Below are 14955 nucleotides of genomic sequence, written 5' to 3' on the forward strand. Positions count from 1 at the left end.
GTAGTGACTATCGTCAAATCTAACGCCTTATTCCCGTGCTGAACATTGCCGCCGTCCCGGGCTCGGCTTTGGGCTCGACCCGGGGTCCCGTCGCTCCGGGACGACATCTATCATTCTTTTCCCTGGACACGTTGACACTCCGTTAGGAGTCTAGGAAAAGCGCGGCCGTGACGCAGATATCGCTTAAAACCAGCCGCGCAACAGTAGACGATTATCCTGCCGCGCCGCCATGGCCCGTCGTGATCGGCCTGATCGCGGCGATGACGCTTCTGCGTCTGGTCTATGCAGCCGTGCTCGACCTGCGCACCGACGAGGCCTATTACTGGACCTGGTCGAAAGAGAACGTGCTGTCGTTCCTCGATCATCCGCCCATGATCGCCTGGTTCATCGGCTTCGGCACCGCGATCTTCGGCGACACCAATCTCGGCGCGCGTTTTGCCGGCATCCTGGCGATGCTGGCAACCCAGTTGCTGCTGGCCGACATCGTCCGTCGCGTCACACATGACTTCAGCGCGATCGTGCTGGCGCTGCTGTTGCCGGAGGCCGCGCTCTATTACGGCCTCCTGATGGCAAAGATCGCGCCCGACACCGCGATGATCCCATTTGCGGTCGCGATGTTGTGGTCGCTGGTGCGGCTCACTGAAAGCGGCGACGGGCGCTGGTGGCTTGCGGCCGGCCTGTTCGGCGGGCTTGCGCTACTCTCGAAATTCACCGTGGTCATGCTGCTGCCGGCGATCGTGGCGTTCATGCTGGTGCCGAGCTGGCGATGGCGCTGGCTCTCCAGCCCTTATCCCTATGTTGCGGTCGTGATCGCGGTCCTCGTGTTCTCGCCGGTCCTGATCTGGAATTACCAGCACGACTGGGCCTCGTTCCGCTTCCAGGCGGTGCGCGCCACCGCCGACCATCCGTTCTCGCTCCGCACCCTCGGTGAGTTCTTCGCCCTGCAACTCGGCCTGGTCGGCTTCGTGGTGCTGCCGGTGGTGCTGTCGGGGGTGACGCTCACCGCATGGCGCGGCTATCGCACCCGCGAGCCGGTCGCAATCCTGCTCTCCACCGCGGTGATCGTGCCGTTCTGCTATTTCCTGTGGAAGTCGCTGACGCTTCGGGTCGGCGACACCTGGCCGATGTTCCTTTGGCCCGCCGGCTTTGCCGCTACCGCCATCAATATCGCGATGCTGCCGCGCGAAGGTTTTCCGAAATGGATGATCCGCTCGACCATCTCCTGGGCCCGGATCGCTGTGATTTCAGGTATCGCCTTTGTCATCTGCGTGTTCGTTTACTATGTCGCGACGCCCTTCAATTTCATCGGCCGCACCGATCCGATCGGCGGCGAGGCCGGCTACCGAGAACTCGCCGCGCGCGTAGAAGACCAATTGCAGAAGCAGGGTGCGAGCTGGATCGCGACCACGGACTATCGCACCTATGCGATGCTGCGCTGGTTTTTCAATGGCCGCGTGCCCGTGGTCCAGCTCAACGAACGGGGCCGCTTCCAGGGCTTTCGCGATCCCGGCATGGACCGCATCAGGGGTCACGCTGCCATCTATGTCGTGCGCGAGCTCGACAACCAGATGCCATTCCTGGATGCGGCAGGCGTAGCGCGCCAGCCGCTCGAACGCGTCGAGCGCATCTGGCGCGGCATGGTGATGGACAGCTTTTCGTTGGAAAAACTGACCGGCTGGACCCCCGAACTCTCCCCGCCACCGGATTCGCCGCTATTCCGCTGGCGCGTGCTGGCGATCTTGTCCAACGAGACGCGATGCCCTTCACCTTCTCCCCTTGTGGGAGAAGGTGGCGCGCATGCAATGCGCGCCGGTTGAGGGGTTCTTTCCGCGGGCGCCGGCGTTCGTGGAAACAGACCCCTCACCCAAGCGAGTTCGCTGCGGGCACCTGAGCTGCCCTCTCCCACAAGGGGCGAGGGCGCATCAACTGGCACCTCGCTCGTCCTCGTCGCGCTTGCGCAGCAAGTCTTTCGCCAGATCAGCCAATGCCGGCCGCGGCAATGCGGTGAACGGCAGCGGCCGTGTCACTTCGATGGCGGCGAGGCCGAGGCGGGCGGTGAGGAGGCCGTTGAGGACGCCTTCGCCGAGGCGCTGCGACAGTTTGGCGGCGATGCCGTGGCCGAGCATCTGCTGGATCAGGCTGTCGCTGGCGGCCATGCCGCCGGTGATCGCGAGATGCGCGATCACCTGGCGCATCAAGCTGAACATGCCGAGCGCGCCGGGCCGGCCGCCGTAGAGATACGCCAGTTGCCGGATCATGCGCAGCGCCGCCACGAACACGAACAGCACGTCGATCGCCGCGCGCGGGCTGACCGCGGTGACCACCGAGACCCGCTGCGCCGCTGATGACACCAGACGGCGCGCCTCTTCGTCGAGCGGCGTCATCAATTCGCGCTCGGCGAGCTTGATCATGTCGGCGCCGTCGATGATGTCGTCGGTGTGGCTTTGCAGCGTGGCGCGGGCGCGGGCAAGCTGCGGGTTCTGGTGCGCGAGCTTGAGCAGGTCGTCCACGATCACCCGGCTCGCCGCGCGGTCGTCGCTGAGCACCACTTCGGCGGCGCGCAGATGCAGCTTCTCGATCGTGGCCAGCCGCGCCAGCCCGAAGACTTCGCGCGCGACGATGACGGTCAGCGCGACCACCGCGATCACGGCGAGCGCGAGGCCGATGAAGCCCATGCCTTCGTTGCGGGCAAACAGGTCCTCGATCAGGTTGACCACGCCGAGCCCGGCGCCGAGCAGCATCAATCCGCCGGCCGCCGCCCAGAACAGCGTGCCCCAGCGGAAGCGGCGCCGCGTCGTGACCTGAGGCGCATCGATTGGCACCGGCAGCAAGGCGGGGTCCGGCTCCGGCGTGACATGGATGGTGCCGCGAGCCGGCCGGCTCTTGTCGTCCGCATCGATCACGATCACGGAGGGATCGTCGAGCTTGAAGGTCGCCGGTCGCCGATGGGGCGTTTTCTCGCTCATTGCAATCTGTCTCCGATCAGGAACTGGAGAGCGCGGTCAAGACGGATATGGGGCAAAGCGGGTTCCTCGTCACCCTCCCGCACCAGCTTCGGCGGCCGAAATCGCAGGAAGCGGTAATCGGCCTTGTCCGCCGCCGCGCTGGACAGGCCGCGGAAGGTGCCCCTGAATAATTCCTCGGGATCGTCAGGCAGGTCGCCCGGAAAGGTCGCCACTTCAGTCTCGCCATCGAACGTCTCGCCATCAGCGGTTTCGCCAGGCGCCGGCGTGCCCAGGATCGACGGCAGCTTCTCCCGGCCGCGCGCCACCTGTGCCTCGCGGGTGGCGCGCACCGCAGCGAGCGCCACCACGTCGATCGCAGCACCCGCATATTCGGCGCGAGCGGCGGCCTTCGCCACGGTCCGCCGCAGGATCGCTTCCAGCCGGTCGTGGCTCTGGTGATGCAGATGATCGGCCTTCGTCGCCGCGAACAGAATGCGGTCGATCCGCGGCCGGAACAGCGCGCTCAGGATCGTGCTGCGGCCGATGCGGAAGCAATCCAGGATGCCGGCGAGCGCAGCTTCGAGATCGTGCAGCGCCTCAGGCCCGGCATTGAAGGCGGCGAGTGCGTCGACCAGCACGATCTGGCGATCGAGCCGCGCAAAATGATCGCGAAAGAACGGGCGGACCACGACGTCCTTGTAGGCCTCGTAGCGTCGCCGCATCATCGCCCACAGCGAGCCGTCGGGCGCAGAGCCGTCGATCGGAACCTCGAGCGGCGCGAAGGTCAGCGCCGGCGAGCCGGCGAGGTTGCCCGGCATCAGGAAGCGGCCGGGCGGCAACAGGCTCATGGCAAAGCGCTCGTCGCGGCAGGCGCGAAGATAATCGGTGAAGAGTTTCGCTGCCTTCAGCGCCGCCTGTTCATCCTCGCGGCCTTCAGGATCGAGCGTATTCAGATGCTCATGCCACGGCACGGCAAGTCCGGCACGAAGCGGCTCGCGCGACAGCGCGAGGCTCTCGGTCGACCATTGCTCAAAACTCTTGTTCAGCAACGGCAGGTCGAGCAGCCACTCACCGGGATAGTCGACGATGTCGAGGATGAGCGTGCGGTCCGCGCCATTTTGCCGCTGGTAGTCGATGACGAGGCGAAGCTCGCTGATGTCGGTGGTCGAATTCGGCCAGCGCCGCTCCTCGACCAGGGTGCGGACATGGTTCTCGTAGTCGAAGCGCGGCACCGCATCGTCCGGCTGCGGCGCCAGATGGGCGCGAGCGATCCGGCCCGAGGCATAGGCCTCGAACACCGGAAAGCGGCCACCGCGGGTCAGTCCATGGATCAGCGCCGTGATGAACACCGTCTTGCCGGCACGCGATAAGCCGGTGACGCCGAGCCGCACGGTCGGGTTGAAGAAGCTGTCGCCATAGTCCCAGAGCGCCCGCGCCGATAGGCGCGCTTCCTCGACGATATCGGTCAGACTAAGGGCCATGCAGGCGAGCAGCAACCCGGGCGGGAGGAGGGCAATTGGCGAACAACACTCCGCAAAGTGGCAATTGATGGGCCAAAATCAAGCACTTCGTCAGCCACCCAAGGCGGCCCCGTTCATCGCCGGTTCAAAAAACAGCCACGACGATAGGATAGTAGATCGGCTAGCCTTCCGACGCCGATGTCCACTCGCCCCTGGTGATGCCCGCTGACTGGCCATGACGATATTCCGACTGAAGCAACTTGCCTCCAATTCGTTCCACGCGGCCGGCGCCGTGATCTGGAACTACGATCGTGCGGAGCTGATCGCCGACGGCATCGTCCATGTCGTCGGCATCTGCTTCGGTCTGATCGCCGCCACCGTGCTGATCGTGCTGACGGCGATCTACGCAACGCCGCGCGACGTCGCGGTGGTCTCGGTCTACGTCGTGGGCCTCTTGGCGATGCTGGTGCTGTCGGCGACCTATAATCTCTGGCCGGTGTCGCGCGCCAAATGGGTGCTGCGCCGCTTCGACCATTCGGCGATCTATGTCCTGATAGCGGCGACCTATACGCCTTTCATCATGGAATTGCGGGAGAGCTATTTTGCGATCGCGCTCCTGGTCGGGGTCTGGTGCGTGGCGATCGTCGGCATCGTGCTGAAGCTGATGCTGCCGGGCCGTTTCGACCGGCTGTCGGTCGGGCTCTACCTTGCCATGGGCTGGAGCGGCTTGATGCTCTATGATGCGGTGGTGAAGGCGCTGCCGGCGATGGCGCTGTGGTTCGTGGTCGCGGGCGGCGTATTGTACAGTCTCGGCGTGGTATTCCACGCGTGGCAGCGGCTGCGCTTCCAGAACGCGATCTGGCACTGTTTTGTCTTGCTTGGCGCGGCCTGCCATTATACGGCGATCCTCGACCTCGTGCTCGCGAGCTGAGGCCGCTGACAACAGATAAACAGGGAGGGGGCCATGCAGGTGGCAGAAAAAGTCGTGGTCGTCACCGGTGGCGGCAATGGCATCGGCAAGGCGCTGTGCGAAGTGTTTCACCGCGCCGGCGCCGCGAAGGTGGTGGTGGTCGATCTCGACCATGCGGCCGCTGAAAAGGTTGCGGCTTCCGTCGGCGGCGCGGCTTTCAAATGCGATGTCGGGCAGGAGAAGAACATCCTGCACGTGATCGAGGCGACCGAGCGAATGTACGGCCCGATCGCGCTGTTCTGCTCGAATGCCGGCATCGGCGGCGGCTTCGATCCGCTCTCGGTGAACGCCGGCGGCACCTCGGATGAGCCATGGGCACGAAGCTGGGCGATCCATGTGATGGCCCATGTCTACGCCGCGCGGCATCTGGTCCCGCGCATGAAGGCGCGCGGCGGCGGCTATTTCCTCAACACGATCTCCGCGGCCGGCCTGTTATCGCAGGTCGGCAGCCCGGCTTATTCCACCACCAAGCATGCCGCGGTCGGCTTTGCGGAGAATCTTGCGATCTCCCACCGCGCCGACGGCATCAAGGTCTCGATCCTCTGCCCGCAGGGCGTCGACACCAACATGCTGCGTTCGATCCCGAAGGGCCCGCAATCCGGCGACGGCGACCTCACAGCCGATCAGGTCGCCGAGGATGCGCTGCGCGGCATCGAGCAGGAAACCTTCCTGATCCTGCCGCACCCGCAGGTGCTCGGCTACATGCGCAAGAAGACCGAGAACTACGACCGCTGGATCGGCGGCATGGCCAAGATCCAGGCCCGGATGCGCGAAGAACACGGGAAATAGCCGGACCCTCATGGTGAGGAGCGCGTTAGCGCGTCTCGAACCATGAGGCCGCCATGGCGCCCGCGGCCCATCCTTCGAGACGCGCGCCAAGCGCGCTCCTCAGGATGAGGTTTCATGTGTGGCTCGTTCGGTGCTGTCTTCATTCATCGGCGCCGCATTACAGATGTAGCCATACCCTGGCATCCACGCCCTTTCCATCCGCGGGAGCTTGAGCAACACTAACAACCGGAAACCCGGAAATCGGTGAGGACGTCATGGATTTCACCACGGTGCGGAACGGATCGATCAACCTGAACGTGGCGGTCGCCGGCCGCGGTCCGCTGATCCTCTGCGTTCACGGATTTCCCGAGCTCTGGTATTCGTGGCGTCACCAGATCGATCATTTCGCACAGCGCGGCTACACCGTGGCAGCGCTTGATGTGCGCGGTTACGGACAGAGCTCCAAGCCGCAGGAGATTGCCGCCTACACCATTCGCAATCTGACGTCCGACATCGCCGCCGTGATCGATCAATTGGGTGCTGGCAAGGCGATCCTGTTCGGCCACGATTGGGGTGCGCCGCAGGTTTGGAATACGGCGCTGCTCTACCCGGACAAGGTGACGGCGGTCGCCGGGTTGAGTGTCCCATACATCCCCAGAAGACCGGTGGCCTTTCTCGACGCGGTCAAGGCCGCCTACAAGGACCGCTTCTTCTATCAGATCTATTTCCAGGACGAAGGCGTGGCCGAGAAGGAGCTCGAGGCCGACATCCCCGTCGCTTTGCGAAAACTCTATTTCGCCATCTCAGGCAGCGCGCCGCTCAACAAATGGCTCGAACACAAGCCGGTGGATGCAAAATTGCTCGACGGGATGATCGATCCGCAGCCGTTTCCGGATTGGATGAGCGAGCAGGACCTGCAGCTCTATGTCGACGCATTTCGCGCCGGCGGCTTCCGTGGGCCGCTCAACCGCTACCGCGCGCAGGACATCGATTTTAGGGAACTGGAGGAGTTTGCTGGCAAGCCCGTGACGCAGCCATCCTATTTTGTCGCCGGCGAACGCGACGCGGTTCGCGCGTTCGTCCCCGGCATGGATCTCTATGCGAACCCCGGGATTGGCTGCACCGACTTCCGCGGATCGGTCATCCTCCCAGGCATCGGTCACTGGGTGCAGCAGGAAGCGCCAGCGGAGACCAACGCCGCGCTGGAGCGATTCCTCGCCGGCCTTTGAGAGGGCGGAAGTCGCACCCGCGGCGTCATACACCATTGTTGCAAGTTACCGGGTCGGCGCCCAGCGCCGCCCGATGATTGGCCCCGCGAAGCAATCCATCGATCCACATGGGTGGAGACACGGGTCGCTTCGCTTGGGCTGGCGTACGTCGACTTCACCACGACTGGCTAACCCTCACGCCAGGCGCAGCTTCGTCGGCTGCCTTCGCTCTGCAACTGCGCTACAGTGTGAGAGCTGGCCTGAGCGTGGGAGCCCGCATGTCCATAGCAATCTCGGCACTTGGCGGCGTGGGTCTCTTCCTGCTTGGCATGACCGTGATGACGGAAGGCCTGAAGGCGCTGGCCGGCTCCGCGCTGCGCACGGTGCTCAGCAGGGCGGCGGCGACGCCGCTGCACGGCTCGTTCTGGGGCGCGATCGTCACGCTTCTCGTGCAGTCCTCCAGTGCAACGACCATGACGACGATCGGTCTGGTCAGCGCGGGTCTGTTGACGTTCCAGCAAGGGTTGGGTCTCGTTTTCGGCGCGAATATCGGCACCACGGGGACCGGCTGGCTGGTCGCGCTCATCGGCGTCCGCGTCTCGCTCACCGCCGCGGCGCTGCCGATGATCTTCGTTGGTGCGCTGACCAAGCTCCTGGCCCACGGGCGAATATCCGGAGTGGGCGCCGCGCTCGCCGGGTTCGGACTTGTGCTCTTTGGGCTGACGACCCTGCAGCATGGCATGGGCGGGCTCGCCGAACGGTTGCACCCGGCGGACCTGCCTGCCGTTCTCGCAGGTCCGGATGCCCCGTGGTGGTCGGCTCTGTTCGGCCTCATGCTGCTGGTCGTGGTCGGGGTGGTGATGACCGCGCTGATGCAGTCATCGACGGCCGCCGTCGCGGTGACGTTGTCCGCTTACTTCGCCAATGCGATCGGGCTGGATCAGGGTTGTGCGCTGATCATCGGCCAGAACATCGGAACAGCGACGAGTTCTGCCTTGGCCGCGATTGGCGCGAGCACCACCGCCAAGCGGCTGGCGATCGCCTATGTGCTTTTCAAGCTTATCGCTGCCATCATCGCCCTGGCGCTGTTTCCGGTCGTCGTCCCGCTGCTCATTCGTGCCTCGAACACCGTCGATGGCGTTACCCTGCTGGCCGGCTATCACACGGCCTACAATGTTGTCGGCGTTGTGGTCCTGCTGCCGCTGGTGAACTGGTTCACGCGACTGGTCGAGCGCATTCTGCCCGAGCGTGGCTCGCCGCTCACGCGGTGCCTCGATCCGTCGGCGCTTGCGACACCGATCGTGGCGGTGGAAGCAGTGCGCCGAACGATCGCACGCGCGCTCGTAACGGTATGCAGTTCGGTCGAGGCGGCACTGGCCGGCCACGTCGAGCCAATCCGACTGGGAAAGGACGTCACGTCGGTGCAGGAGGCCGCCGATGCCTTGCGCCAGGCGCAAATATTCCTGTCGGACATGACCGGACCGCCTGACACCGACGACGAGCAACGGCGTCTCACGATCACGCTGCATGCACTCGACCACGCATCTCGACTGGCAGAAGCGGCGAATGGAGGTATCGATTTCACTTCGGTGGGTGGCGGACCGGAGGACATGCGCGCGGGAGAGCTGTGTGCAGAAGCGATGCGAAGCGCAGCCGCCATTGCGCGCGGAGTGGCGGCGCCACCCCGCGCCGCTGGATCGCCGCAGGTCGTGCCAGCCTCGCATGGCGCCGACGCCATGGCCGGTCCGCGCGCGATCCCGACCGACGAGGCGATCGCCGAGCTCGAACGTTGTACGACGCAACTGGACGAACTGCGGCGTATCCATCGCAGTGCGACGCTCGGCGCGGTCGCCAACGGAACGCTCACCGCCGACGCGGCGCTCGTTCGCGTCGAAACGGTCCGAAGCCTCGAAGCGCTGGCGCATCACGCCTGGCGTTCCGCGGCCCATCTTGTCGGTCGCGGCTAGCTTGGCGAGGTCTCAGGTCGCAAGTCGCGCAGCGCCGGCTCTGCGTCAGATGCAAACAATTTGCTGAAAGCTGATACTCGCAGATTCGCCGCGTTCGACGCAACCTGCCGCTCTTCCATCAGCCGCAGCATCGTCAGCCAGCTTGCTGCGTCGACTCGATCCCAATCGCACACTCCGCCCGCGGCGCTCAAATCCCCATAGTGCACGCCGCACCACCAACGTATCCCCTCCCGCGATTTCCTCCCTTGGAGGCTTTCGGACGCCGGCCCTCGGAGCCCGCGGCATTGTCAATCATTGGGCCGGCATCCGAAACCCTTCACAGAAGCAGACGACTTTAGCAACGCGATCACGGGAGCGAAGCACCGGCTACCAACTCCTTGGACATGAAAATGCGGCTTGTACCTTGCGGCAAGCATGGTATTTCGCCGAAGCGCTGCCATCCGTTGCGGGCGTAGAAGCCCGGTGCTTGAAAGCTGATCGTATACAGCACGGCTGAAACACAGCCACGCCGCCTCCCCTCCTGTTCGAAAGCCCGCAGGATGGTTGTTCCGAGACCGCCACGCCGGTGCTCAGGTCCTATATAAAAAAGGTCAAGAAAAAGCAGCCCTAGGGATGATCGGCCGATCGCTCCCCCTATAATTGCGTCGGTGGATGGATGCTGGGCCAAGACCGCTAGAGGAATCCGGTCAGCATACCCCGTCACTTCGTCATTAAATGCGTCAAGGCCACCGCCGATAGCTCTCTGCATGTCAGCGGTGATGGTGTCTGTAACGACAATGCTAGGGCTAGCCATTTACCCAATCCTTATTGTAGCTTGGCGCTGAGCGATGCTATCAGAGTCCTGCTGCCATAGTACTGTCAGCAGCGAGGAGATAATTCGTCCGCGCAGGGTCAAAGGACTAAACCGCTCGCGCGGTAGGGCACGACGGCTGGCAGCGGAGCCCGGACGATAGCGCAATAGGGCGTCCTGCCTTGAGATTGAGGGGTTTCGACAACCTCACTCAAGGCAGGAGCATCCCCATGATCGACGAGGCCATGAGCCCGTTGCGCCGACGCATGATCGAAGACATGACGATCCGCAAGTTCGCGCCGAAGACCCAACATGACTACGTGCAAAGGATCAAGAACTTCGCTGTATTTCTCGGGCGATCGCCCGATACGGCGACCTTCGAGGACGTGCGCCGCTACCAACTGCATCTGGCAGCGAGCGGCGTTAGCGTGCCGACCATCAACCAGACCGTCCGCCGCTTCCTCATCCACGTGCTGCCCAAGGGCTTGCACCGCATCCGCCACTACGGCCTGTTCGCCAAAGGCGCTTGCGCCGGCAACATCGCCCGCGCCCGTGAGCTGCTTGCCGTTGCAAAACCTGAAGGTCAGCCCACCGCGGCCGCCGTCGATCCCAGCAAGCCGGCTTGTCCATGCTGCGGCGGTCGCATGATCATCGTCGAAGTCTTCGCGCGCGGTGCAATGCCACGGTATCGGCCGACAGCTCCAACAAACCACATCAGGATCGACACCTCATGACCGTGCCGCAATCCCGCAAATCTGCCCGTCGCGCTCGCTGGCTCTCAACCGGCCACGGCAGAGCGCGCCCAGATATCCGTCAGCCGTCGCAAATCGTCGGACGACTTGTCCAGCTCGATGCTATCCGCCGCGCATTTGTCAGCGGCTTCACCGTCGCACAACTCGTCGGACCGCCTCGATCTCAATCAACGAGCTCACCCGCGGCACTCAAATCCCCATAGCGCCTGCCGCACCGCCTTACGTTCCCTTAAGCGCGGTTTCCTCCCTTGGAGGCTTTCGGACGCCGGCCCTCGGAGCCCGCGGCACCTTCACTCATTGGGCCGGCATCCGAAACCCTTCACATAAGCGGAAGTTCGTGGCCTTGCCAGTGAGCAAATGCTCTAGTGCTCCCGCACGCCTACCTTCCTGAGTCCGTCGAGAATGTCGTCGAACTCACGGCGGAACTGCGGATTTCTCGTGAGTGCATAACCGAAATCACGATACCATTGGATCGTGAAGTCTGGTCGGATCTTGTTGAATTCGGCTAAGCTCAGCCGTGCCTGCTCAAATTGTCCGGTCGCCCCGTAAGCCGAGACCAGACCTATAAAGGCGAACCAGTACGCGCTGTTCATGTTGAGCGTCCGCCTGCATTCTTCGATTGCTTCTTGATAATCGTGCAGGTGCAGGTGTGCATGGCAGAGGGTCCAACGCCAAGCGACAGCAGAAGGATCCCTGGGGCTGAGCCGGAGAGCTAGCTGCGTCACGGAGAGGGCTTCGCGTGCCCGCCCGGCGAGGATTAGTGCATCTCCTTTACCTGCGTAGGCGGCCGGGAAATTCGGATTGATTTCAAGCGCAGCGTCGTATTGATGCAACGCCTCTTCAGGGTTACCAAATCGAAGAGTGTCTCCCTTGACCACGTGGGCCATTGCGTTTGCCGGGCTTTTCGAAAGGGCTCTGTCGACGAGATTGGTTGCCGTCTTATTGTCTTCCACCACGGACACAGGCCATCCGGAGAGCAAATTAATAGGGGGGCTCAGGCTCCACGCTTTCCCGATCATTGCATCGACGTGGTCTGGGTCGAGGCGCAGTGCATTGTCGAATAGCTCCCTTGCCTGCGCAATTGTCGTCTTCGATCGGGGCTCATAGGACTTTGCCCAGCCCCGCATAGTGAAGTCCATGGCGTCCGGATTCTTCGATCGGTCCGTTTCGCTACGGCGGCTTTCGGCTTGGATAAGCTCAATATTGAGCGAGCGGGCGAGCCGTACTGTGATCTGGTCCTGCAAGACGGCGACATTCGTGCGATCACTGTCGAAACGATCGGACCAGATGTCGCGACCACTCGCGACATCTGTAAGCGACACGTTGACCCGGACCTGTTCTCCGGCGCGCCGCACCGCGCCCTGTACGGCCCAGCGGATACCCAAGTCCTTACCGAGCGTCTTCAGATCGACCTGCCTGTTTTTATAGGTAAAAGCCGTCCCGCGTCCGATGACAAATGCGTTGCGCATTCGCGCAAGATCTGTCGTCAAATCGGCCGTAATACTGTCGGCGAAATAGTCCTGCTCCGGATCGTTGTTGAGGTTCGCAAAGGGCAGGACGACGAGAGACAAGCGGGGAGCGATATCGGGCCGGGCCGCTGCCTCTCTCTGTGTCTTTTGCCCGTCCGGCAAAACGTCAGTGCGGGTGTTCCAGACATTCGAATAACCGAAGAGGCCGATCGCGCCGACGGTGGCGACCGACGCGAGCGCGCCGCCAGTAAGCTTCAAACGGCCCAGGATTTGGCCCAGCAAGCCGCCAGCGCCAGCGAACACCGCTTGCTCCGGTACCTCTTTCGGTACTTCCGAGTCCGACAGCTTTGCGCGCCAGACACGTATCGGCTCGGCAATGTTTTTCAGCGCCTGCGGCCCCATGTCTTCGAACGCCATATCGACCTTGCCGCGAACTTGATCGTAGGCGGAAGACGAGATGGAGATGCCGCCTGGCTCCCCGATGCCTTCGAGGCGAGCCGCAATATTCACACCGTCGCCGAAGATATCGTGCGGCTCGACGATGACATCGCCTATGTTGATGCCCACGCGAAAAAGAAGGGGTCTGCCCTTCGCATCATTCTGCTGCAGGTCGCCAATAGCGCTTTGGAAGCGCACGGCCGCTCGAACTGCCTGGACCGCGCTCGGAAACTCGGCCAAGAACCCGTCGCCGGTGTTCTTGACAATGCGGCCTCCGTGCTCCGCCACTGTCGGCTCGATAACATCGGCAAGGAGCGTCGTGAGACGCCCGTGCGTGGCCTCCTCGTCGTCGTGCATGAGCCGCGAATAGCCCGCGACGTCGGCGGCCATTATCGCCGATAGCCTGCGTCCGCTCGGAACTCGCCGCTTTCCGTCCATGGCGCGAAAGCCTCAACCAAGACGAGTGTACCATAAATCTGGCCGGCGAGCCAGTCGCACGATGGTTCGCTCGAAGCTGAGTGAACTACTCCGCAGCGCGAGGTCGGCTCAGGGTCATTTGCGTTGATCTTGGCGTGTGCGCGTCATGTCCGCTTGAAGAGCCAACAGCAGACATTCGTAAGCCAAGCGGGATCGCTTTGGCAAAAGCTATGCCGATTGTCCGATTCGCACCGTTGAACGCATCGATTTGGAAATGATCAAACGCGTTGGCTCTGCCCATCGCGCAGCTTCAATTCATCGTCGTCGCGGCTCGCCCTAAGTGCGCGTGCGTAGATCATCAGCCCGTCGCGCACGGTCTCCCGATCGGCTTCGCTCAGATGCTCGAGCGCACCGGAGACTTGCCGCCGGCCGAAATCATGGAGGGCAGCGAGGGTGCGTCGGCCCTTCGCCGTCAGCGATAGCTGCTTGATCCGCGCATCGTCGGCATCGACGGTCTCCTTCAACTCGCCGCACTCGATCAGTTTGCGGACCATGCGGCTGACGCTGGATTTCTCCAAATGGAGGATTTCGGACAGTTCAGCCGACGTCAGGGGTCCACGGGTCCCGATTTCCACGATCGTGTGAACGGCCGACGGCGGGTAGTCGGTTGCGGCCACCGTCTGCTCCATGAAGCCGAGTTCGCGCACCATCAGACGCGAAGCCGCGCGAATATCATCGATGAGGGACAGGTCCTGGAACGGCATGGCTTGACTCCGGCACGATAGTTGTATCATACAACTATCGATGGGACAACGGAGTCCGGCCTGATGAGCGAGGCGGCAACCAGCGGTTTGAATACCGTCGCGAACCGAATGAAGCGTAAGATTTGCCTCGTGACGGGAGGCGGAAGCGGCATTGGTCGCGCCACGGCGCTGAGGATGGCCGCGGAAGGCGCGGCGGCGATCCTGATCGCGGGCAGGCGCGAGGCGGAGATTGAATCTGCGGCGGCTGAATGCAGGGAGTTGGGTGTAGAGGCTCTGGCGGTCAGGACCGATGTCACGAAGGAGGACGAGGTCGAGGGCCTGGTCCGCATCGCGGTCGAACGCTACGGCAGGCTCGATGCCGCCTTCAACAATGCCGGATTCCAGGAGCGGCGCGCCGGCATCGAGGAACAGCGCAGCGCCGTCTATGACGAGGTGTTCGACACCAATGTGCGCTCGGTGTTCCTCTGCCTGCGCCATCAGCTTCCGGTCATGTTCGCGCGGGGCGCAGGCAGGATCGTGATCAATGCGTCGGTGAGCGGCGTCCGAAACCCGAATGCGGGACTTTCACTTTATTCAGCGTCGAAGGCTGCCGCGATCTCGCTGATGCGCTCGGCCGCGATGGAGGCCGCGCCGCGCGGCGTCACGATCAACGCGGTTGCGCCCGGCCGTGTCGTGACCGACATGATGCTCCGCTCGGGCGTTGGCGACATGTCTGCCGTCGCAGCGGGATTGCCGCTTCGGCGGATGGGACAACCCGACGAAGTTGCCGAAGCGGTGGTCTGGTTGCTCTCCGACAGCGCGTCGTACGTTGTAGGTCACGTGCTCGCAGCCGACGGCGGATTTTTGGCTTCCTGAAGAGAGCGTAGCCCGGATGGAGCGCAGAGACTGGGTAAGAATCTGAGCTTTTTGTAGGAACGAGTGTACGATTCGGTATGACGAATCGTAGGTTCAAGACCGGCGTCAGCCGGGATCAGGTCAGCCTTCTACCTGCACGGGTCGAAGATTAT

At 63.3% G+C, this 14955-nt stretch carries 12 protein-coding genes; 7 read left to right on the forward strand and 5 right to left on the reverse strand.

Annotation, left to right across the window (positions count from 1 at the left end):
* Positions 1-260 precede the first annotated feature (260 nt).
* Entirely contained in the window at positions 261-1817 is a 1557-nt protein-coding gene (locus I6F35_RS31580) for a glycosyltransferase family 39 protein (RefSeq protein WP_225121562.1), read from the forward strand.
* 105 nt (positions 1818-1922) lie between these two features.
* Here I6F35_RS31580 and I6F35_RS31585 read toward each other — a convergent pair whose 3' ends face one another.
* Entirely contained in the window at positions 1923-2966 is a 1044-nt protein-coding gene (locus I6F35_RS31585) for a TIGR01620 family protein (protein ID WP_225121547.1), read from the reverse strand.
* Positions 2963-4426 (reverse strand): YcjX family protein, encoded by a 1464-nt coding sequence (locus tag I6F35_RS31590; protein ID WP_225121548.1) that lies wholly within the window; start codon positions 4424-4426, stop codon positions 2963-2965. The genes I6F35_RS31585 and I6F35_RS31590 overlap by 4 nt, the downstream gene beginning before the upstream one ends.
* 214 nt (positions 4427-4640) lie before the next feature.
* Between I6F35_RS31590 and I6F35_RS31595 the strand changes: the two genes are divergently transcribed.
* The 4 genes from I6F35_RS31595 (at position 4641) to I6F35_RS31610 (ending at position 9318) form a co-directional block, all read left to right on the forward strand.
* Entirely contained in the window at positions 4641-5336 is a 696-nt protein-coding gene (locus I6F35_RS31595; protein ID WP_225121549.1) for a hemolysin III family protein, read from the forward strand.
* A gap of 33 nt (positions 5337-5369) precedes the next feature.
* Positions 5370-6164 (forward strand): SDR family oxidoreductase, encoded by a 795-nt coding sequence (locus I6F35_RS31600; RefSeq protein WP_225121550.1) that lies wholly within the window; start codon positions 5370-5372, stop codon positions 6162-6164.
* Positions 6165-6418: 254 nt separating this feature from the next.
* On the forward strand, positions 6419-7372 hold the full coding sequence (locus tag I6F35_RS31605; RefSeq protein WP_225121551.1) for an alpha/beta hydrolase: 954 nt from the start codon (positions 6419-6421) through the stop codon (positions 7370-7372).
* A gap of 257 nt (positions 7373-7629) precedes the next feature.
* A complete protein-coding gene (locus I6F35_RS31610) occupies positions 7630-9318 on the forward strand; it encodes a Na/Pi symporter (protein ID WP_225121552.1) in 1689 nt (562 codons plus the stop codon).
* Positions 9319-9664: 346 nt separating this feature from the next.
* Here the strand turns inward: I6F35_RS31610 and I6F35_RS40620 are convergent, their stop codons facing one another.
* The gene (locus I6F35_RS40620; RefSeq protein ID WP_346283221.1) at positions 9665-10111 is read right to left on the reverse strand and encodes a GNAT family N-acetyltransferase; all 447 of its coding nucleotides are present in this window, start codon (positions 10109-10111) and stop codon (positions 9665-9667) included.
* 263 nt (positions 10112-10374) lie between these two features.
* Between I6F35_RS40620 and I6F35_RS40300 the strand changes: the two genes are divergently transcribed.
* The gene (locus I6F35_RS40300) at positions 10375-10842 is read left to right on the forward strand and encodes a phage integrase N-terminal SAM-like domain-containing protein (protein ID WP_225121564.1); all 468 of its coding nucleotides are present in this window, start codon (positions 10375-10377) and stop codon (positions 10840-10842) included.
* Between the two features lie 380 nt (positions 10843-11222).
* Here the strand turns inward: I6F35_RS40300 and I6F35_RS31625 are convergent, their stop codons facing one another.
* Both I6F35_RS31625 and I6F35_RS31630 read right to left on the reverse strand, forming a co-directional pair.
* Positions 11223-13157 (reverse strand): tetratricopeptide repeat protein, encoded by a 1935-nt coding sequence (locus I6F35_RS31625; protein ID WP_249792798.1) that lies wholly within the window; start codon positions 13155-13157, stop codon positions 11223-11225.
* 305 nt (positions 13158-13462) lie between these two features.
* Positions 13463-13948, reverse strand: a complete 486-nt coding sequence (locus I6F35_RS31630; RefSeq protein ID WP_225121554.1) for a MarR family winged helix-turn-helix transcriptional regulator — start codon at positions 13946-13948, stop codon at positions 13463-13465.
* A 108-nt stretch (positions 13949-14056) separates the two neighbouring features.
* On the opposite strand from I6F35_RS31630, the gene I6F35_RS31635 reads away from it, so the two are divergent.
* Positions 14057-14803: an SDR family oxidoreductase gene (locus I6F35_RS31635; protein ID WP_225121555.1), complete on the forward strand. Its 747-nt coding sequence runs from the start codon at positions 14057-14059 to the stop codon at positions 14801-14803.
* Positions 14804-14955: the final 152 nt, after the last annotated feature.

Origin of the sequence: Bradyrhizobium sp. BRP22 (assembly GCF_020194175.1) — a bacterium.
Classification (GTDB): Bacteria; Pseudomonadota; Alphaproteobacteria; order Rhizobiales; family Xanthobacteraceae; genus Bradyrhizobium.